Origin of the sequence: Adlercreutzia mucosicola DSM 19490 (genome assembly GCF_000422625.1) — a bacterium.
Classification (GTDB): Bacteria; Actinomycetota; Coriobacteriia; order Coriobacteriales; family Eggerthellaceae; genus Adlercreutzia; species Adlercreutzia mucosicola.
On sequence record NZ_AUGK01000005.1, the window covers coordinates 110,052 to 131,121 of the forward strand.

16 protein-coding genes are annotated in these 21,070 nt (G+C 62.4%); 7 read left to right on the forward strand and 9 right to left on the reverse strand.

Annotated elements, in window-relative coordinates; all coding sequences use genetic code 11:
• The first annotated feature begins 3 nt into the window (after positions 1–3).
• Together tgt and G503_RS0103195 are read left to right on the forward strand one after the other, a co-directional pair.
• Positions 4–1,149 carry a tRNA guanosine(34) transglycosylase Tgt gene (tgt, locus tag G503_RS0103190; RefSeq protein WP_028026448.1) on the forward strand — a complete coding sequence of 382 codons (1,146 nt, stop codon included), beginning with the start codon at positions 4–6 and terminating at the stop codon, positions 1,147–1,149.
• 186 nt (positions 1,150–1,335) lie between these two features.
• The gene (locus tag G503_RS0103195) at positions 1,336–1,701 is read left to right on the forward strand and encodes an Hpt domain-containing protein (RefSeq protein WP_028026449.1); all 366 of its coding nucleotides are present in this window, start codon (positions 1,336–1,338) and stop codon (positions 1,699–1,701) included.
• A gap of 377 nt (positions 1,702–2,078) precedes the next feature.
• Here G503_RS0103195 and G503_RS0103200 read toward each other — a convergent pair whose 3' ends face one another.
• A complete protein-coding gene (locus G503_RS0103200; RefSeq protein WP_035021607.1) occupies positions 2,079–2,771 on the reverse strand; it encodes a flavin reductase in 693 nt (230 codons plus the stop codon).
• 344 nt (positions 2,772–3,115) lie between these two features.
• On the opposite strand from G503_RS0103200, the gene G503_RS0103205 reads away from it, so the two are divergent.
• A complete protein-coding gene (locus G503_RS0103205; RefSeq protein WP_028026451.1) occupies positions 3,116–4,243 on the forward strand; it encodes an acyltransferase family protein in 1,128 nt (375 codons plus the stop codon).
• A gap of 72 nt (positions 4,244–4,315) precedes the next feature.
• Here G503_RS0103205 and G503_RS15450 read toward each other — a convergent pair whose 3' ends face one another.
• On the reverse strand, positions 4,316–6,589 hold the full coding sequence (locus G503_RS15450; RefSeq protein ID WP_051190854.1) for an MBL fold metallo-hydrolase: 2,274 nt from the start codon (positions 6,587–6,589) through the stop codon (positions 4,316–4,318).
• Positions 6,590–7,061: 472 nt separating this feature from the next.
• Between G503_RS15450 and G503_RS15455 the strand changes: the two genes are divergently transcribed.
• The 3 genes from G503_RS15455 to G503_RS0103225 all read left to right on the forward strand — a co-directional run bounded on the left by G503_RS15455 (position 7,062) and on the right by G503_RS0103225 (position 11,335).
• Positions 7,062–8,261 carry a C39 family peptidase gene (locus G503_RS15455; protein WP_156891894.1) on the forward strand — a complete coding sequence of 400 codons (1,200 nt, stop codon included), beginning with the start codon at positions 7,062–7,064 and terminating at the stop codon, positions 8,259–8,261.
• Positions 8,262–8,605: 344 nt separating this feature from the next.
• Positions 8,606–10,387 carry an NTP transferase domain-containing protein gene (locus tag G503_RS0103220; RefSeq protein WP_028026453.1) on the forward strand — a complete coding sequence of 594 codons (1,782 nt, stop codon included), beginning with the start codon at positions 8,606–8,608 and terminating at the stop codon, positions 10,385–10,387.
• Positions 10,388–10,390: 3 nt separating this feature from the next.
• Positions 10,391–11,335 (forward strand): DMT family transporter, encoded by a 945-nt coding sequence (locus tag G503_RS0103225; protein ID WP_028026454.1) that lies wholly within the window; start codon positions 10,391–10,393, stop codon positions 11,333–11,335.
• A 145-nt stretch (positions 11,336–11,480) separates the two neighbouring features.
• Here the strand turns inward: G503_RS0103225 and G503_RS13400 are convergent, their stop codons facing one another.
• Positions 11,481–12,674, reverse strand: a complete 1,194-nt coding sequence (locus G503_RS13400; RefSeq protein WP_202805155.1) for an N-acetylmuramoyl-L-alanine amidase family protein — start codon at positions 12,672–12,674, stop codon at positions 11,481–11,483.
• A gap of 241 nt (positions 12,675–12,915) precedes the next feature.
• Positions 12,916–14,784 (reverse strand): GH25 family lysozyme, encoded by a 1,869-nt coding sequence (locus tag G503_RS16545; RefSeq protein ID WP_202805156.1) that lies wholly within the window; start codon positions 14,782–14,784, stop codon positions 12,916–12,918.
• Between the two features lie 268 nt (positions 14,785–15,052).
• On the opposite strand from G503_RS16545, the gene G503_RS13410 reads away from it, so the two are divergent.
• Positions 15,053–16,597: a L,D-transpeptidase family protein gene (locus G503_RS13410; RefSeq protein ID WP_051190857.1), complete on the forward strand. Its 1,545-nt coding sequence runs from the start codon at positions 15,053–15,055 to the stop codon at positions 16,595–16,597.
• A gap of 104 nt (positions 16,598–16,701) precedes the next feature.
• Here the strand turns inward: G503_RS13410 and G503_RS0103245 are convergent, their stop codons facing one another.
• From G503_RS0103245 to G503_RS0103265, 5 genes are all read right to left on the reverse strand, one after another.
• Positions 16,702–17,049, reverse strand: coding sequence for a DUF2304 domain-containing protein (locus G503_RS0103245; RefSeq protein ID WP_051190858.1), 348 nt, complete (start codon positions 17,047–17,049; stop codon positions 16,702–16,704).
• Position 17,050: 1 nt separating this feature from the next.
• Positions 17,051–17,743, reverse strand: coding sequence for a glycosyltransferase family 2 protein (locus G503_RS0103250; protein ID WP_028026456.1), 693 nt, complete (start codon positions 17,741–17,743; stop codon positions 17,051–17,053).
• Positions 17,744–17,830: 87 nt separating this feature from the next.
• On the reverse strand, positions 17,831–18,994 hold the full coding sequence (locus G503_RS0103255; protein WP_235715479.1) for a glycosyltransferase: 1,164 nt from the start codon (positions 18,992–18,994) through the stop codon (positions 17,831–17,833).
• On the reverse strand, positions 18,966–20,267 hold the full coding sequence (locus G503_RS13415) for a lipopolysaccharide biosynthesis protein (protein WP_051190860.1): 1,302 nt from the start codon (positions 20,265–20,267) through the stop codon (positions 18,966–18,968). Before G503_RS13415 ends, G503_RS0103255 begins: the two co-directional genes overlap by 29 nt.
• Positions 20,261–21,061 carry a LicD family protein gene (locus G503_RS0103265; RefSeq protein ID WP_235715480.1) on the reverse strand — a complete coding sequence of 267 codons (801 nt, stop codon included), beginning with the start codon at positions 21,059–21,061 and terminating at the stop codon, positions 20,261–20,263. The genes G503_RS13415 and G503_RS0103265 overlap by 7 nt, the downstream gene beginning before the upstream one ends.
• Positions 21,062–21,070: the final 9 nt, after the last annotated feature.

A 21,070-nucleotide genomic window follows, 5' to 3' on the forward strand; every position in this document is an offset into this window, starting at 1 on the left:
GCCATGGCACTGTTCGACTGCACCTGCGAGGCTGCCTCCGGCCACGCTCGGGCACTTTCCTACGAGACGGCCCACGGCACCTTCCGCACCCCCATGTTCATGCCCGTGGGCACCTCGGCTACAGTGAAGGGCGTCACCACCGACCAGCTGCGCGAGCTGGGGGCCCAGGTGGTGCTCGCCAACACCTATCATTTGGCCATGCGCCCCGGGGCCGACCTGGTGGAAGAGGCCGGCGGTATCCACCGCTTCATGAACTACGACGGTCCCATGCTCACCGATTCCGGCGGCTTCCAGGTGTTCTCCCTGGCCGACACCGTGAAGCTGTCCGACGACGGCGTCACCTTCAAGTCCATCTACGACGGGTCCAACATTCACTGGACGCCCGAAGAGAACATGGTCATCCAGCAGAAGATCGGCGCCGACATCGCCATGCAGCTGGACCAGTGCGCCCCCTATCCGGCCGCCCGCGAGTTCGTGGCGAAGGCCGTGGACTACTCGAGCGCCTGGGCGCGCCGGTGCCTGGCAGCCCACACGCGCCCCGACCAGACGCTCTTCGGCATCGTCCAGGGCGGCATGCATCTCGATCTGCGCCTGGAATCTATCCGCCGGCTGCGGGAGATCGAGGACGAGTCGCTGGCGGCCGGGCACCGGCGCTTCGGCGGCTTCGGCATCGGGGGCTACTCGGTCGGCGAGGACCACGAGGTGATGTTCGAGACCTTGGGCGAGGTGGCCCGGGCCTGCCCTGAAGACCGCCCCCGCTACCTCATGGGCGTGGGCAACCCCACCACCCTGGTGCGTGCCGTGCGCGAGGGCGTGGACATGTTCGACTGCGTGCTGCCCACCCGCACGGCCCGCATGGGCACGGCGTTCTCCAGCACGGGCCGCATGAACATGCGCAACGCGAAGTTCGCCCGCGACTTTACGCCACTCGATCCCGCCTGCACCTGCCCCACCTGCCAAAACTACACCCGCGCCTACCTGCGCCACCTGGTGAAGCAGAACGAGATGCTCGGCGCCATGCTGCTGTCGGTGCACAACCTGCACTTCCTGCTGGATTTGATGCGCCGGGCCCGCGAGGCAGTGCTGGCCGACGCCTACGAGGACTTCTACCGGGCCTGGATGGACTCGCCGGCCGCCGCCGACTACTAGGTTTCTTACCGTTCGGTTACAACTTCCTACGGGAAGGAAACGGGTTGTCGCCGATACCAACGACTCTTTGACGGAACGTTAAACTGAACCACAGTGTCAGACGAGCAGCCAAACCGTTTCTACTGAAGAACTGGGGCGGCGCCGCGCGGGCGCGCGGCCTCGTCACAGTTGAAAGGAATGATTGCCATGACCACTCTTGCCGACAAGCTGGCCCCTTACGGGATCGACTACGTGGACGCCATGGACCGCTTCGGCGACAACGCCGAGCTCTACGAGCGCCTGGCAATGAAATACCTGAACGACACCCATCTGGTATCGCTGCAGGCGGCCATCGAGGCCCACAACTTCTCCGACGGCTACAGCGAGGCCCACGCGCTAAAGGGCGTGGCCGGCAATCTGTCCTTCAAGGACCTCTACCAGACCGCCGCGCTCGTCTCGGATGCCCTCTATGCGGGCGAGTCCGATGCTGCCATCGACTACCTTCCCCAGGTGGAAGAGGCCCACAAGCTGGTTCTCCAGGGCCTAGAGGCCTGGCAGAACGGCGAACTGTAGCGACTGGGCGCGCGAGCGGCGTGAGCTCGCTCTCCTTTCCGCGATTGAAAGGCCCCGATTCGTCGGGGCTTTTTTTGCGGCATGAGATATTCCGACGATGCGGAAGGGGCGCCGCGCGGAGCCGGGGAACCGAAGCGATCATTTGCGCCACACCTTCCTACATTTGTGGCGCAAAACGCCGCTTTGGTTCCAGAACCATCTGTCGGCGCCAATTCTGACCAGGCGTTTTACCATACCAGGGGACCAAAACGGCGTTTTGCGACACACCCAAGGGAACCAAAGCGGCGTTTTGCGCCATTTTTCACAGCGCGACGAACGGCGGGGCGGGGCCGCCCATCCTCGGCGCACTCCGCCCACTTTGGTTCGCGGCGCGACCGCTACAGCTCGATGCGCTCGAACATGTCGGGGGCGGCGCCGCAGATGGGGCAACGATAATCGGCGGGCAGGCCGTCCGGGTAGCCCTCCTCGATGTAGCCGCACAGCATGCAGCGCCAGGCGATCTTCTTCCCAGCTGTCGGCGCGCCCGCGGCCGTCTCGGTGACGCCGGCGGGAGACGCCTCGTCACCGCCGTTGTACGTGGCGGCCTTCGGCGGCGTCTTGCCGCCCTTCACCGCATGGTAGTAGGCGTAGGTGAGCGGCTCGCCAGCGGCAAGCACCTCGGCCTCTTCCACCGTGCCCACGAACAGGTAGTGGCTGCCCACGTCGATGGTCTCGGTCACGAACACCGAGAAGCGCGCCAAGCCGTGCTCGGCCACATAGGGTACCTCCGAGCCGTCCAGGGCGTGGTTGCAGTCGGCGAACTTGTCGATGTCGGTGGAGCTGTGGAACCCGAAGGTGCCGATCAGCTCCATGGGAGCAGCCTCGGTCAGCACCGTGGCGGCGAAGCGGCCCGACGAGAGGATGGCCGCCGTGGTGGCGTTCTCCTTATTCAGCGACACGGCCAGGGTGGGCGGCTCGGAGGCCACCTGGACAAGCGTGTTCGCCACACAACCGAACTTGCCATTGCCATTGCGGGCGGTGATGAGGTAGAGCCCCGAGCTCAGCGAGCGGAAGGCCTTGCGATCGATCATGGAAATCTCCTTTCGGAACGGGGAATGGCGGGGAACGCGCCCCGCCAGCCCCACGCCATTCGACGGCGTTGCACCGAGTTCGGGCGACACCTTCTCAACAAGCGAGCCTATCACGGCTGCAGAGATTATACTTCTTCTGTAGGCAATCCGTAGCGGAGGAGCAACGCGGCAACGCAACCGCAATGCCGCGCGACCCGCTTCCGCCCGAGGCGCCGCGGCCGACCGTGCCACACGACCCACGGCCGCTCAAGGCGCCCCGGGCGCGGCGCCCCGCAACGGCAGAGCCCCCGTAGGGGCGGTCCTTCAGGCCGCCCGCACCCGAGAACCAACCCCGAGGAGCACCCGTGAGACGTTCCAACATCGAGCTTCTGCGCATCGCGAGCATGCTCATGATCGTCATGTTCCATTTCAGCGTCCATGGCCCCTGGCCCGAAACAGGGCCGCTCGCCTCGCAGGTGGCCGTGGAGATGCTCAGCTTCGGCGGCAAGCTGGGCGTGAACTGCTTTGTCCTGATCACCGGCTACTTCATGGTGCGCGGCAGCCTGAAGGTGACATCGCTTTTGCGCGTCGCGCTTGAAACGTGGTTCTACTCATTCGCTCTGCTCGGCATCTTCCTGGTCGTCCAGCCCGATCTGGTCACACCCGAGAAGCTGGAGAAGGCGCTTCTGCCCCTGATGTCGGGCGAGTACTGGTTCATCACCTGCTACGTGGCGCTCATGGCCGCGAGCCCGTTTCTCAACCTGCTGTACCGCCACCTGGGCGCCGTCGGCATGAGCCGCCTGGCCGCCGTGGGCTTCGTCGTGCTGTCGCTCGTGCCCACGGCAAGCACGTTCAACCCCCTCGGGTCGGACCTGGTGTGGTTCTTCTACCTGTACCTGCTCGGCGGTTGGATACGCGACCTGACCGAAAGCGACAACGCGGCGGGGCAGTCGAGAGCGAAGGCGGGCGGGCTTTGCCGCCTGGACCCCGTGCGCATTGCGGAAAGGATGGGCGGTTGGGCCATCGTGGGCGGCGTCGGGTTCGTGTGGGCCAGCATGACCGTGCTCGGCTGGGCCCACCAGGTCTTCGGCTTCGACCGCATCCTGCCCGATTACTTCATCTGGCAGTACATGGTGCCCACCTTCATCGCCTCACTCGGCACGTTCCTGGCGTTCCAGAAGCTGGCCATCGGCAGCGTGCCCTGGATCAACCGCGCCGCCGCCTCCGCGCTCGGCGTCTACCTCATCCACGACAACCCGATCATGCGGGCATGGCTCTGGCCGCACGTGGCCGGCCTCTACGCTGCCGGCTGGCCCGCCATCCTCGCCGGCGGCATCGGCGCGGCCCTGGCCGTATACGCCCTCGGCGCCCTCATCGACGCCGCCCGCCGCACCTGGCTGGAAAAGCCGCTGCTCGCGTGGATCAGCCGACGGTTCGCCGCGCGACTAGCCAGAGCCGACCGATGGTTCGCGGGCATCACACGGGAAGGGTAATAAAAGGCGGCCAGTCCCGAAAGACCGGCCGCCCTCGCACGCTCGATTATTGCGCCCGCTACGCCATAGCGCCTACCGCGTCGCGTCCCACAGGCCGTCGCTGCCGACGTAGCACTCGCCAATCCACTGATCGGTGGCCATGGCGCCCGATTCCAGCAGATAGTAGTTGCCGACCCAGCATTCAGCGGCCATGGCGCCGGAGTCGCGCAGGTAATACCAGGTGCCGTCGACCTCGACCCAGCCGGTGGCCATGGCGCCGGAATCGTGGAAGTAGTACCAGGTGCCGCCCACCGCAAGCCAGCCGGTAGCCATGGCGCCCGAGCCGTCGAGGTAGTACCAGGTACCGCCGATGGACTGCCAGCCCGTGGCCATGGCGCCAGAGCCCTTAAGGTAGTACCAGGTGCCGCCGACCTCGACCCAGCCGGTGGCCATGGCGCCGGAATCGTGGAAGTAGTACCAGGTGCCGCCCACCGCAAGCCAGCCGGTAGCCATGGCGCCCGAGCCGTCGAGGTAGTACCAGGCACCTCCGATGGACTGCCAGCCGGTGAGCATGGCGCCCGAACCGCTCAGGTAGTACCAGGTGCCGTCAACCTGTGCCCAGCCGGTGGCCATGGCGCCGGAATCGTGGAAGTAGTACCAGGTGCCGCCCACGGCAAGCCAGCCGGTGGCCATAGCACCCGAGCCGTTGAGGTAGTACCAGGTGTCACCGATTTGCTGCCAGCCCGTCTGCATCACGCCGGAGCCATTCAGGTAGTACCAGGTGCCGCCGACCTCGACCCAGCCGGTGGCCATGGCGCCGCTGTCGGGATCAAGGTAGTACCACGATTGGCCATCTTGAAGCCAGCCCGTCTTCACCGCGCCGCTCTGGTCGGCATAGTAGTACCACGCGTTCCCGATGCGCTCCCAGCCCGCGCCCACGTGCATAGAACCGTCGCCGTTCAGGTAATAGTGGCTCGCTCCCTCGTGGAGCCAACCGGTGTTCATGGAGCCGTCGGACCAGTCGAGATGGTACCAGGTGCCCCCCACGTCCTTCCAACCCATGGCCACGGCGCCACCGGGCTCGAGGAAGTACCACGTGCCGTTGATAGCCACCCAGCCGCTCTTGTTCGTCAGCGGGACGCCGTTGTTGTAGAAGAACGCCCACGGGGCCGCGTTGCGCTGCTGCTGAATCCAGCGGTTACCGTCCACATTAGTCGTCACGCCCTTGTCGCCCAAGGTCGCCACGAAAGCGCTCTGGCCCAGCTGGGCTGCGTAGGTCGCATTGAAGTGGCGCACGCCCAGACGATGGAGCGCCTGCACCGTCTCGGCAGGCATCAGCTGGTAGGCACCGGTCTGCACCGCCACGGGGCGAACGTTACCAACCACCGGGCGCAGAATCGCGCGCAGGTAGGCCGGGGTGTTCGACCCCACGTGCCCATGGTGTCCCAACTTCAGAAAATCGACGTTGCGTAGGGTGCGGGCCAGCTTGGCCTCATCGCCGTTGCCCACGGTCCAGTCGTTGGCGTAGTTGTTGATGTCCCCCGCCAGAAACGCGATACGGCCGTTGGGCGCCGTCACCTTCACCCCGTAAGAGAAGAAGTTCGCATCGGGAACGCGGTAGGCGATGTAGTCGGTGTTCGCGTCATCGTAGTTGAGAATCTCCACCGCGGCGCTTCCCAGCGTCAGATAGGGCGAGCCCGTATGGTCGGCGCGCGGGTCGTCGTCGCCGTCAAGGTCGCCGTCGCCGTCGCCCCCATCGAGATCGTCGCCGGCACCCCCATCGGGTCCGTCGCCCTCACCGGGCTCCTCCCACGCAGGATCGAGATAGTGCACTAGGCGACCGTCGTAGGATTCCACCGCCGCACAGAGACGATCATACACATAGAGGTTATCCCACAGACGAGAACCGTCGGAGATGAGCAGATCGCTGTAGTAGGGCGTATACACCGTGCGCGGCTGGAACGTGCGAATGATGTCGGAGGCCGAGCCGATATGATCGCTGTGCGTATGCGTGCCGATGTAGAAATCGAAGTTGTCAGCGTTCACGCCCAGCGACTTCATGTAGGCGATCACCGCATGCTCGATACCCTGGCCCCGAGTGATGCCGGGGCGCGCGGGATAGCGGCTGTCGGACCCATCGGGGTACGAGCTGTCCTCACCCGAATCCACCATACCGAAACGACCGTCGCATTCCACCAGGATCGCATCGGTGTTGTCGAAGGGAAGCACGTGAATGCGCACCGTTCCCGCCGTCGCCGCATGGGCCGCAACGGGCATGACGGCAAGCAACATCGCTCCCAGAGCAATGACGATGGCGAGCGCGCAAAGGCGCCCGCGCTTTCCCGCAGAAAGCACTCCGTAACTCATAGGCTCTCAAAACTCCTCAAATACCCAGCTCAATTAACCTTGACAGTGTATCAGTTTATCTGGGATTACACGGTATTTCCGCGAGTCGCTCACACGGACAGCGGCGAAACACCGCGACGCGGGTGCGCCGCTGTCGCGGGCGGGCTGAAGCCCGCCCCTACGAAGGCGCGATGCGGAGAACGAGAGCCCGACGGGGAACTCTTGACAACACGACCTCCGTACCGTATCTTGGAAAGCATATCACGCTTATCTTAGGGGAGACACCGTATGAGATTCTTCATGACCGCTTTCAGCCAGACCCCCCCCCCATGCCGTTCGCATCGCTATTGCCGCGCTCTGCGCCCTGACCCTTCTCGCCCCTGCGAGCGCCTGGGCCGCGCCCGATGCAACTGACGCGGAGGCGCCGCCATCCGAGGTGATCACTGGCACGGCGCCCGCGCAACCCGCGCCCTGGCTGCCCGCGGGTTGGAGCTTGACTGACGATGACGCCTGGCACTACGGCAACGCCGACGGCACGTCGCGGGTCGGCTGGCTCTGGGATAGGGGCTCCTGGTACTACCTCGACCCCACCCGCGACGGCGCCATGGCCACGGGCTGGGCGCAGGTTGACGGCACCTGGTACTACCTGAGCGGCTCGGGGGCCATGCTCACCGGCTGGCAGCAGCTCGGGGGCACCTGGTACTACCTCGACAGCTCGGGAGCCATGGCCGAGGGCTGGCAATATCTCGGAGGCAGCTGGTACTACTTGTGGCCCGACTCCGGCGCCATGGCCGAGGGCTGGGCGCGCGTCGACGGCACCTGGTACTACCTCAGCGGCTCGGGGGCCATGCTCACCGGCTGGCAGCAGCTCGGGGGCACCTGGTACTACCTCAACGGCTCGGGAGCCATGGCCGAGGGCTGGCAGTATCTCGGCGGCAGCTGGTACTATCTGTGGCCCGCCTCCGGTGCCATGGCCACGGGGTGGATCGACCTGGACGGCATCTGGTACTACCTGAAGGGCTCGGGGGCCATGGTCGCGAACCAGTGGATGGGCGACTACTACCTCATGGGCGACGGCACCATGGCCACCAATCGCTGGATCGGGGAATACTACGTCGGCAACGACGGTCTGTGGAACAGCGCGGGCCCTGGCTATTCTTCGGCGGCACGGTTCCTGAACATTCAATGGGCCGGCCAGCCAAACAGCTACTACTGCGGCCCCACTTCGGGCTATATGGTACTGCGACACCTGGGCGCCTTCGGCGCCGCCGACGGAACGCCGCTCACCATCAACAATGTCGCGCGCTTCATGGGCGCCACTCCCGCGGGCGTCTTTCTGGAAACGCGGGACTTCGAGCGCGGCATCAACCGCTGGCTCGGCTGGGACGCCTACTACACGATTCCCCATCCCTCCTATGAGACGGTGCGCGACGCCGTGCTGCGCTCCTTCGACACCGGCTACCCCGTGGTGGTGCATACCTGGGAGGGCAACGGCCGCTACTACAACGGCCATCGCAGCTCTATGGGACACCTCATGGTGGTGGACGGCTACGATCCGGAAACCGACGCTGTCTACCTCGTCGACCCCTGGGCTGGCGTATCGGGGGCCTCGGCTCAGAAGTTCTGGTACGGCGGTCTGCGCGAGTTCACCAACACGTTCATCAACCCCTATCGCGGCATCTACACCCACTAAGGTCGCGGAGAGAGGATCCCACGAGCAGTGCTCCATCGGGCCGCGAGTGCATCGGTCAGCACCGCACCCCCTCCCGCGTCCCGTAGGGGCGGGCTTCAGCCCGCTCGCCCCAGCCGACACCCCAGATCCGAGGTCCACCGCCCCCACCCGCTCCTCGGCTCCGCCCCCCCCCTCTCTCTCACCCCTCCCCATCCACAACGGCACCCACCACAGGGCGCCGTTCTCCTTTCCCCTTCCCCATTGTTCAATTTTATTTCTAACTAATATGTTTCTGAACACTTTAATGTGCTAGTATCTCTAAACATATTCAGATGAACATTGGAGCGAATCGAGGTATCATTATTATGAGTCTGGGCAAGAACGAGTTCCTCGTCCTACGGGAAATCGTGTTGCACCCCCATCGCGCGCAGCGCAAGATCGCCGAGACCACGGGGCTTTCCCTGGGCACGGTCAACGGCACGGTGAAATCCCTGACCGCCCAGGGCCTCATCGCGGAGGGCGGCCCCACCGAGGGCGGCATCGCGGCCCTGGCTCCCTACAAGGTGGACAATGCCGTCATCTTGGCGGCGGGACTGTCCTCCCGCTTCGCCCCCATCTCCTACGAGAAGCCCAAGGGGCTTTTGAAGGTACGTGGCGAGGTGCTCATCGAGCGCCAGATCGAGCAGCTGCTGGCCGCGGGTATCACTGACATCACTGTGGTGGTGGGATACAAGAAGGAGTACTTCTTCTACCTGGAGGACAAGTTCGGGGTGTCCATCGTGGTGAACCCCGACTACGCCTCGCGCAACAACAGCTCGTCGATCAAGCGGGTGGAGGACCGCCTCGGCAACACCTACATCTGCTCGTCGGACGACTACTTCACCGAGAACCCCTTCGAGCCCTACGTGTGGAAGGCCTACTACGCGGTGGAGTATGCGGAAGGGCCCACGGCCGAATGGTGCGTCACCACCGGCGCCCACGACCGCATCACCGCCGTCACCATCGGCGGGACCGACGCCTGGTACATGATCGGACACGTCTACTTCGACCGCGCCTTCTCCGCCGCCTACGTGCCGCTGCTCGACGCCGTCTACGACAACCCGGCCACCGTCGAAAAGCTGTGGGAGCACATCTACCTCGATCAAATCAAGGACCTCGACATGATGGCGCGCCGCTACCCCGCCGGCACCATCTTCGAGTTCGACAGCCTCGACGAGGTGCGCGCGTTCGACCCCCTGTTCCTGGAGAACCTCGACTCGGAGGTGTTCGACAACATCGTGGCCACCCTCGGCTGCACCAAGGGCGAGATCCACGACGTGTACCCTCTGAAGCAGGGGCTCACCAACCTCTCGTGCCACTTCGCCACCGCCGACGGCGAGTACGTGTACCGCCATCCCGGCATCGGCACCGAGGCCATGATCGACCGCACGAGCGAGACCGCCGCCCAGAAGATCGCCCACGGCCTCGGCATCGACGACACGTTCATCCACGAGGACGAGCGCGGCTGGAAGATCTCGCGCTTCATCGGCGGGGCGCGCAACCTCGACCCGCGCAACGACGCGGAAGTGGCCCGCGCCATGGCCATCGCACGCATGATCCACGAGTCGGGTGCCACGGTGGACAACACGTTCGACTTCTACACCGAGAGCCTGCACTACGAGCAGCTGCTGCGCGAGAAGGGCCCTATCGACGTGCCCGGCTACCGGGAGATGGCCGAGGCGGCCCGCCGCGTGAAGGAGTACGCCGACGGCGACGGCGCGCCGATCTGCCTCACCCACAACGATTTCTTCTACCTGAACTTCCTCATTGACGGCGACGACCACCTCTACCTCATCGACTGGGAGTACGCCGGGCTCGCCGACTACGCGAGCGACTTCGGCACCTATGTGGTGTGCTGCGAGTGCAGCGAGCAGGAGGCCCTGCGGGCGCTGGAACATTATTTCGACCGCAAGCCCACCTTCGAGGAAGTGCGCCACAACTTCGCCTACGTGGCCCTGGCCGGCTGGTGCTGGTACGTCTGGAGCCTCGTGAAGGAGGCCGAGGGCGATTTCGTGGGCGAGTGGCTCTATATCTACTACAACTACGCGAAGAAATATCTGGGGAAAGTGCTGCGCTGGTACGACGAGTCTTTTTACACGGAAGGATAGGCCATGAAATACGGACTTATGAGCGGCTGCCTTTGGGGTTTGGACACGGTGATTCTGGGCATTGCCCTGACCATGGTGCCCTTTATCGGAACGGCCGAGGCCATCGCGCTGGGGGCCATCGTCAGCTCGGCACTCCATGATGTGTTCTGCGCCCTGTGGCTCTTGCTGTACATGGGCGTGCGCGGGCGCTTGAAGGACACGCTGGCGGCCCTAAAGACCCGCAGCGGCAAGGTGGTCATGCTGGGCGCCCTGCTCGGCGGACCTTTGGGCATGACCGGCTACGTGATCGCCATCAACAACATCGGCGCGGGCTACACGGCCATCATCTCGTCGTTCTACCCCGCCTTCGGCACCCTCATGGCCGTGCTGCTGCTGAAGGAGAAGATCACGGCCGGGCGTCTGATCGCGCTGTTCGTGGCCCTGGGCGGCATCATCGCCATGGGGTATTTGTCCGCCGACACCACCGTGGTGGGCGATCCCACCATAGGTCTGATCGCCGCCATCGTCACCGTAGTCGGCTGGGGCTCCGAGGCGGTGCTGTGCGCCTGGGGCATGCGCGATGACGCCGTGGACAACGAGACGGCCCTGCAGATTCGCGAGACCACCTCGGCGATCGTGTACCTCTTCGTGATCCTGCCCATCTTCGGCGCCTGGATGTTCACCTGGACGAGCCTGCCCACCTTCGGAGTGGGCGTGGTGGCCCTGGCGGCCCTGGCCGGCACCGCCTCCTACCTGTTCTACTATAAGGGCATCGCCACCATCGGCGCGGCGAAGGGCATGGCGTTGAACATCTCGTATTCGGCCTGGGCCGTGCTGTTCGGTCTCATCCTGCTGGGCAGCGTGCCCGGTCCCGTGGAGATCATCTGCTGTGTTGCCATCCTGTGCGGCACCATCCTGGCCGCCTGCGACTGGAAAGAGCTGTTCAGCCGCACGAAAGGGCAGGCGTAAGGAAGAGGGAGAGCGCTAGGGGCGGCCGCGTGAGAAGATGCGGGCCGCTCCTGTCCCGCCCCTCCATTGACCCAAGAGAAAGGCCCCCGCAGCTACGGCTGTGGGGGCCTTTGTTTGTGCGATTAAGCGTTTTCAGCGAGCGCGCTTAGCGAGCGCATACGCTGCAAGCGCGATCCTTGCCAGACTCAGCAATGGTGCCCGACTTGATGTTGTCGGACTGCTTCAGCGTTGTGCAATTCTGGCTGGTGTGGTACACCGTACCATTGTCCACCCAATACACCGTAACAGCGTTCTCATCGTAGTTCGGGATCCACTTGCCGTCAGCGCCGACGTAGTAGTTGCCAATCCAGGCATTGGTGGCCATGGCGCCCGAACCGGTCAGGTAATAGTCGCCAACCCACTTGCTAGCCTGCATGGCACCGGAGCCGTTGGCGTAATACCAGGTGCCGTCTACGTCGAACCAGCCCGTGGCCATCGCGCCAGAAACAGGGTTGAGATAGTACCAGGCGTTGCCGATCCACTGCCAGCCAGTCTGCATGGCGCCGGAGGCCGCCAGGTAGTACCAGATGCCGCCCTGGTTCAGCCAGCCGGTCTCCATGGAGCCGGAGCCGTTCAGGTAGTACCAGGTACCGTCGATCTCAGCCCAGCCGGTGGCCATGGCACCGGTCTCGGGATCCAGGTAGTACCAGGAACCGCCGATCCACTGCCAGCCGGTCTGCATGGCGCCGGAGGCCGCCAGGTAGTACCAGGTGCCGCCCTGGTTCAGCCAGCCGGTCTCCATGGCGCCGGAGCCGTTCATGAAGTACCAGGCACCATCAATGTCCCACCAACCGACCAGCATGTCGGGATCCAGGTAGTACCAGGTGCCGCCGACCTTCTCCCAGCCGAACGCCATCGCTCCGCCGTCCTTGAAATACAGCCAGCTCGACACGCCCTCGGGGATATAACCGCCGTACAGCAGTTCAACAAACTCGGAACCCCAGTGCCAACCAGTCACCATCCAGCCGTTCTGATCGAAGTAGTAGAACTCGCCCTCGCCGTTGGTCTCGATGTACTGGTAGCCCACCGCGTAGGTGCCATCCTCGTACTCGAACCACCAGCCGCCCTTGGACTGCATCCAGTAGCCCGGAGTCAGCTCGTCACCGTCGACGTCCTCGTCCACCGTGAGGGCAGACACGTTCAGGCTCTCAACCGGCGCGCCTTGATCGGCGTACGCAGCCTGGGCCCCCAGCCCCATCGTCGAGAGGGCCACCGCGGCGACCACAGCGATGCAGCACGCCCACAGCTTCACCCACTTCGACGAGAAGCTCCGAGCCTGCTCGGACATTACATTACCCATACTCATCACTCTCCTTCTCATAGCGCCTCCGACCTGGAGGCATTCTCTGACAAGCAATCCCAGAATATCACACTTCGGTAACAGGATGTTGCGCGACGGCCATTGGAAGCGGTTTCATTATTTGCAACGTTATTCGTTTTTATGCAATTGATTAAAAGAAAAAGACCTCGCTGCCAGTCGATCAAACTGGCAGCGAGGTCCTGCGACAACACCTCGCATTGAGGCGATCGCGCCCGTCTCCCTAGCGAGTGGCGTCCCACAACCCCGAGGAGTTCACGTGGTAGGGCCCGATCCACGTGTCAGTCAACATGGCGCCAGAACCGCCCACATAATAATTGCCGATCCAGCAGCTCGCCGCCATGGCGCCGGACCCGTAAAGATAGTACCAGGTGCCACCGAGGTTGAGCCATCCGGTGGCCATGGCGCCCGAGGAGTTCAGATAATACCAGGCGTCACCGAGGTTGAGCCATCCCGTGACCATGGCACCGCTCCCATTGAGGTAGTACCAAGTACCCCACAGATTCAGCCACTCCGTGGCCATGGCACCGGAACCATGCAGGTAGTACCAGGTGCCTCCGAGGTTGAGCCAACCAGTCTGCATGGCACCGGAGCCGCTCAGATAGTACCACGCGCCACCCACAAGCTGCCAGCCTGTCTGCATTGCTCCCGAGCCATTCAGGTAGTACCAGGTGTCACCGAGGTTGAGCCATCCGGTGGCCATGGCGCCCGAGGAGCTCAGATAGTACCAGGTGCCGCCTAGATCAAGCCACCCCGTGGCCATGGCGCCGCTGCCGTGGAAGTAGTACCAGGCGCCCCCGATCAACTGCCAGCCCGTCTGCATGGCGCCGGAGCCGTTCAGGTAGTACCAGGTGCCGTCCAGGTTCAGCCAGCCGGTCTGCATAACGCCGGAGCCGTTCATGTAGTACCAGGCGCCGTTGACCCACTGCCAGCCGGTCAGGTTGTTGCCGTTGGCGTCGCGCAGGTACCACGTCGACCCGCTCTGCACCCACCGCGTCGAAGGTTCCGGCGCAATCCAGCTGGGAGTGTCAGCCAAACCCGAGCTGGTGGCCGACGAGAACGGGAAGGCCGTGGTATAGGCGAAGTTCACGTCGCAGTACTTGCGCGGCGTTCCATTCACCAGACCGATGGAGGTGAACTGCCAGATGTCGGTGTTGGCCACGCCGCACTGGTGGGCGATGTAGGGATAGCGCGCCACCCAACGGCCCCAGCCCTGCCTCTTCATGTTATCGGTGGAGAACACCGGCGCGGTCAGGCGGTTGTCCCACCAGTCCTTATTCGCGTAGATGCCCACCTTGAAGCCCTCGTTGGCCACCATAGAGCAGAAGCGGTTGGCCATGGCGCCGAGCAGCCCCTTGTCGAGGCTCGCCTGGCACTTGTCCTCCATATCGTAGTACACCGGCAGATCCAGATCCTGTGGAGCGATACCGTTCTCCTTGAGCACCCGCAGCACGTGGCGCGCCTCGCCCTCGGCCGAAGACGAGGGACCCAACTCACGAGTGGCGTAGGAGTACAGGTACACGCCCACCTTCAAGCCCGCGGCTTTGGCGCCCCGGTAGTTCCGGGCGAACCACGTGTCGTCCTGGCGCGGCGTGTCGTTGCCGTAAGCACAGCGAATGATGGCGAAGGTGATACCGTCGGCCTTCACCTGGTTCCAGTCGATGGCCCGATAGCCCGAGCCGCTCGAGTTGTTGTGGTAAGAGACGTCGATGCCGATCTCCTGCACGCCCGGCACGGAAACGATCTGATTGGCGCCATTCGGCGTTTCGCGATAGGTATAGGTGTCCTTGCCGTTCGATCGCGACCAGGTGGAGCGGTAGCTGTCACCGACGTCACTGAACGCGCCGCTGAACAGCTGGATGCCCTCGTCGGCCAGTTTCTCATTTTCCTCGTAGATCACATTATCGGGGATACCATCGGTGAAGCGGAAGCTGTTCGCCTGCTCACCCGTCGTGTCCTGGTACTCGGGCTCGGGGATGCCGGCGTATTCGCCACCGGAGGCCCCGCCCGCAGCCTCGGCGAAAGCCAGGGCCGGAACGAGGGAAAGTGCCAGCGTAGACGCCAGAACCAATCGAAGTGCTCTCTGCTTCATTTCTACCTTCCTTAAGCACTCGGTTGACATTCGTAACCCAATCGTCACTAAAGTCTTTGCATGGTACCATGGTCGCAGGGCCTTCGCAATCTCGAAAAGCCCCGAAACCTCCCTCTGGCCACATTCCCCTTTTTCCTGTTCAACAGCGGAATGCAACCGCATCTGCCCCCTTTAATTGTCGGCAAAATGTGATACCATCGCGAACGGAAGAAGGAGAAACGCGATAGGCAGGATGACGCGCGCGAGCGCGCCTACGGAGGAGAGTGATATGCACAACGTTCATCTCAGACAATCATGGTGCAAGGTGGGCCTTGCGGCGCTGTTGGCGCTGGGCACCATCCCCGCTGCGGGCCTGTCGGCCGTCGGCCAGGCTTGGGCCGCCGAGACCGAGGTGGCCCCCGCAGCTGTGACGGCCACCACCGAGGGGCCGGAAGCGGCGATCGGAGCGGCTCAGCCGACTGCCGGCGTCACCGAGCAGACACCCGCAGATGCCGCCGCGCCTCGCGACGCTGCGGCCGAAGATGCCGACCCGATCGACGCCCCCGCCACCCCGGCGCAGCCGCAAGCGCCGGCGCTGCCCGCCCTGGCCAGCGGGTGGAATTACCTGGACGGCCAGTGGTACTACGGGCGTGCCGATGGCACCCCGCAAACGGGCTGGCTGTACGACGGGGCCTGGTACTACCTGCACCCCGACACCGGGGCCATGGCCACCTACTGGACCCAGGTCGACGGCACGTGGTACTACCTGGGCGGCTCCGGCGCCATGGAAACGGGCTGGCAGTTCATCGACGGAGCCTGGTACTACCTGGCCTCCAACGGCGAGCGCGCCCACGGCTGGCAGTGGATCGGCAACGCGTGGTACTACCTGTACCCCGACACCGGCGCCATGGCTGCGGGCTGGGTGCAGATCGACGGCACCTGGTACCTCCTCAGCTGGTCGGGCGCCATGCAGACGGGATGGCAGTGGGCCAACGGGGCCTGGTACTACCTGCACGGATCGGGCGCCATGGCCACGGGCTGGCAGTCGGTGGGCGGCTCGTGGTACTATCTCTACCCCGACACCGGTGTCATGGCTGCGGGTTGGGTGCAGATCGACGGCACCTGGTACCTCCTCGGCAATTCGGGAGCTATGAAGACGGGGTGGCAGTGGGCCAACGGGGCCTGGTACTACCTGCACGGATCGGGTGCCATGGCCACGGGCTGGCAGTCGGTGGGCAGCGCCTGGTACTACCTCTTCCCCGATTCCGGCGTCATGGCCACGGGCTGGCTCCAGCTCGGCGATAGCTGGTACTACCTCGACGGCTCGGGCGCCATGGTCACGGGTTCCCGCACCATCGGTAACGAGTACCATCAATTCGACGGCTCGGGCGTCTGGCAGGGCAGCACCGATCTGGCAGGTATGTTCGCCGCCTGGGCCCAGCCCGAGTGGAGCGCGACCAACTGGCTCATCCTCGTCGACACCGCCCGCTGCAAGGTGGCCGTCTTCTGGGGCTCTCAGTGGAACTGGCAGCTGCAGCACCTTTGGGACTGCTCCCCGGGCAAGGCTTCCACGCCCACGGTGAAGGGCCGCTTCTCGGTAGGCAGCCGCGGATACTATTTCGATTCCAAGAACGCCCGCTGCTTCTATTACACACAGTTCTACGGGAACTACCTGTTCCACTCGGTGCTCTACCACCAAACATCCTCCCCCACCTGGATTATGGACGGCCGTCTGGGCATCCCGCTGTCCCACGGCTGCGTTCGCCTTGATGTGTGGAATGCCCAGTGGATCTACAACAACATCCCGGGCAACACCCGCGTCTACGTCTGGTAAGCGCATCCCGACTTCCTAAGACGAAGGACCCCGCATCAGTGCATGCGGGGTCCTTCGTCTTTCTCTCGGCGCTTTGGGATCATACCCCACGCGACCAATGTGGTCTAACGGGAAGCATCCCCCTGGCCCTCGTCGGATACCTGGGAAAGGGCCACCGACTGGGTGAGTTGGGTGAGCTTCGTCCGCAGGCGGGCGTTTTCCACCGATGCCGACAACTGGCGATAGATAACCACGACTAGCAGACAGAGAAACACGAAATTGGCCGGGGACTCGAAACCCAGCAGATTCGAGAAAAAGAATACGATCTGCGGGAATATGGCGATAACGATCAGAATCAAAGCAAAGAGAAACCAGAACACCGCATCGGCCGTCGCAAGTTGGTGATGGCGAATCTTCACCACCACATAGGTCAGAGCGAAAATCACCCCCGCAATAAGAAAAGTCCAGTACATGCTAGTTCCCCTTCTTTCGGAACCACTGAACGAACATGATGGAAATGCACACGCGCAGCATGTAGGCAACTGATTTCGTGAAGTTCAGATAGCTCTCACCGGCAACGCGATCGCGCATTTCCACCTGCATCTCGGACACGCGGTACCCATTGCGAATGCACAGGGCCATAGTATCCGGCTCGGGGCTGAAGTCGTAGTTGTGGGCGAACTGGCGAATCATGTCGCGATCGAACAGGCGCATGCCCGACGTGGGGTCCTGCACTTTCTGCCCCGTCGTCAAGCGAATCATGGCCGTAATGAGCGCCGAGCCCGCCATACGTGCAGACACGGGCTTTTTCTGGGCGCAGAACCGCGAGCCGATGATGATATCGGACCCGTCCCGCTCCGCTTGCTCCACCATGGGCATGATATAGGCGGCCGAGTGCTGACCATCGGCATCGAACTGCACGGCATAGTCGTAACCCCGCTGGAAGGCGTACTTCATCCCCGTCTGAAATCCCCCGGCTAAGCCCAGATTCATGGGCAGCGTGATGATATTGAACCCGTGCGCACGGCATATCGCCTCAGTCGCGTCCGAAGAGCCGTCATTGATGATGATGTGGTCAACGCCGGGCGCGTTGCGCTGCAAATCCTCTATCGTGGAAACGATATTGTCCTCTTCATTATAGGCGGGAACAATGGCCAGAACTTTCAACGGACCCCCAAAAATCGCTGCGTATGATGCATCAGCAAGTATAGCGCATAAGACGCCCCATCATCGCCGCAGAGCCGTTTCGATCCATTAGCGAGAGAAGGCGGCCAGGCGCTCGTAGAAGTCAGAGAGCCATGCGGCCGAGTCGGCGACATCAAAACCGCTCTGACGAACCTGCTCAGCGGAAGCCAGGCGATCAGGTTCATCCTCCATGAACGCGAGAGCTGTATCGGCCCACACTTCAGTACCCGCAGAAAGGGGCAAGCGAACCGCCCGAGAGGAGATGACAGCCTCGGGAGACACCCCCTCGGAAAGCACAACGGGCACTCCGGCAGCCTGGGCTTCTACCGCCGCCATCCCAAGCCCCTCCTTATACGACGGAAACACAAACGCATCGAATGCCTTCAGAACGCTCGCCACATCATCGGTCATGCCGTAGAACACGACGCTCCCCTCCATTCCAAGACGAGACGCCAGCGCCCTTAACTCGGGCTCACACTCGCCGCGGCCCACAAGTACGAGCTTGGCCCCCGGTCTGCGCTGGCGTATGTTCGAGAACACCTTGAGCAGAAACTCGTGGTTCTTTACGGGGGTCAAACGCCCCACGTGGCCTATTACCGGCCCTTCCCCCCATCCAAACGCACGTTTTGCCGCACAACGCTGAGCAAGACTGCATTCATACCGCTCGACGTCAATGCCGTTTTTCAGAACATGAAACCTATCCCCCTCCACCACTTTGGTGCCAAACCGATCGATCCCCGCCTGCCTCGAACACGCGAGGAACTCATCGGCCACAAAGCGCGTCGGATAAGACACCGCCCTAAATCCCAGCTGACCCACAGAGAGGGGAAAATGCTGCGCATGGCTGTGGGCAACGGCGGCCCGCCCTTCTTTCTTCGCTGCCGTCAAATATAGGGCAGCGCTGCTGCCAATATGCCCGTGGACAACGCGCCATTCGGGATGAGATGCAATAAGGCTGCGCGCACCGCCCGCGTAGGTTAGTGCATTGACTCCATTAAACCGGGGAAGCCGATAGATCCTCCCCCCCAGCTCTTCAATTTCCCCATCATAATCGCACTCTCGCATCTCGTGCACCAGAAAATCAAATTGGACTCTCTGCCGGTCAATGGCGCGATACAGATTCATGATCATGGTCTCAGCACCGGCCCGATCCATCGCACCGATAACCTGAAGTACGCGCAGGGGCTCTTTAGCGCCCGTCATTTCATTTGCCCGTGATATCATTTTCATCATCCTCTACCGCATTTTGCGAAGTCGGGATATCCTTGACACTCTTCGCAAGGAAGAACAGCATTACCAAAGCGCCTATGAGGCTGGCTATGGCACCCGCGAAGGACACGCCGTTCATACCCCACTGATCAACACAGAAGACACTCAAGGGAATAATGGCAGCAAAGGCAACGATATTCCCCCAAAAATTACCCTTGAAGCACCGAACGGTAATAAGCAGATCGCCAAAGAACCACAGAAATGCCGTGGCAATCGATGCGATAATGACAGGCTGCAACAAGTAGGCATAAGGAGCGATACTCTCGCCAAACAGAAGAAGCAGTGCCCATTCGCCAATGAGGCCGAACAATCCGTAGCACAAGGCGCCCACCAAGAGAATGGCCGCAACCGTCCGCGCAAGCAATTTCAAGAAAGCACCCTTGTTCCCCTCCAGGTAATAGCGGGGAAACACATCGAGCAGGGGCACATACAGATATGTCGCGCCCATTTGCACTATGAGCGCCGGAGCAGCCACCGAGGAGTAGATGCCCAGCGCTGCATCGCCCATCCTGGCAAGCAGATACTGTTTCGGCACGGCGAACAAAGCACTGCCCGCAGCACCGGCAAGCACCGCTGAAAATGAGCGCTTGAGCAAGTAGACTGCTTTTTTGATCGTAATACGCACGCCATACTGCTCAAAGGCACGCGAATGGGGAACGTCGAACAGAACCAGAACTCCCAATACTGCAACGGTCATGGAAACAATCGCCCAATTGAGGCTTTGGGTGAGCCAAAAGACGAGAACAAATGCAGCAAGAGTTGAAAAACCCTGCAGTATGAAGGACTTCCCTATGAAGTCCATGCGACGATTCAGCTGATCGAGGCCGTGGAGGATATCGATGACGAGCCCCACCGCCTTGAAGATGAAATACAGAACGATAGGGAGCAGCGAACCCAGTGGACAGGTGATGAGCGCATATGCCATGCAGCCAACAAAGGCCATCCCTAGGGTGATCAACCGGAATCCCAGATACTCCGTCGTGCTGTTCTCGCGCTTAATATCCGAAACCTGGTAGGTTCCCATCTTGTAGTTTGCAAACGTCGCAAAGGTGCCCACCACCGACATGGCAAGCGACAGCAAACCCGCCGCATCGTAGCTCGAGGAAAGGCGTACTACCAATATGGTGACCATCCATTGGCAGGCCAGGTAGACGATCGACCCCGCCGAGTTCCACAACATATTGGCGCGAGCCGAAAGAGGCGGGTAGTCAGCCCCCCTTTTGTCTGCCACTAGCATAGACGATAGGCCTCGCAGGTGTGCACCGCCCGGTCATCGGAAGACGGAGGCGTCTCCCAATCGCCGTATTGGATGTTCAAAAACTCACGATACCCGCTGGGGGCAAGGTATACGCGATCCTCGAATGGCATCTCCACAGGCTCGAATAACGTTTTGGGGAAAACATGGGCACTATCCCCCTGAGCCACGACATCGGCCACAAAGGAAGATCCGGAAGGGCAGGCTTCCCGAGAAAGGGAGTCGATAATGCCGGCATATTTCCGTGGGTCGCTGCGGCCCACAAGAGGACACACGATGCGCTTGGCAAGCTTCGCCAGGGCATTTGAGCCGACCGCGGGGTCGGCAACAATGAAATTGTACATCAAGTTCGCTCGCGCACGTTTTCGAAAGAGGGCGCCATCGTTCGGGTCTACCTCATCATAAGGGAAGATGTCTACCCACACCCCCACATCTCGATCTTTGCGAACGAAGTTCTCGAGAACCGCCGTTGTCGTATCGACCACCTTCAAAAAGGGATAAAACGCTCCCCCGTGCCGATAAGAGGCAAGGGCAAAACGAGACGAAGAGCGCCATTGATCGAAATTCTCAGCAAATCGTTCATAGTCAGCCCGGAACATAAGGGCGTCCATATCGTCATCCCACGGTATGAAGCCACCATGGCGCACCGCACCTAGCAAGGTGCCATAGGCCATAAAGTATCGTAGGTCGTGCTCAATGCAGATACGATGTATCTCATCGAAAATCTCTAATTCGATCTGCTTCATATCATCTATGGTGAGGGACACCATACCCATAGCATTCCT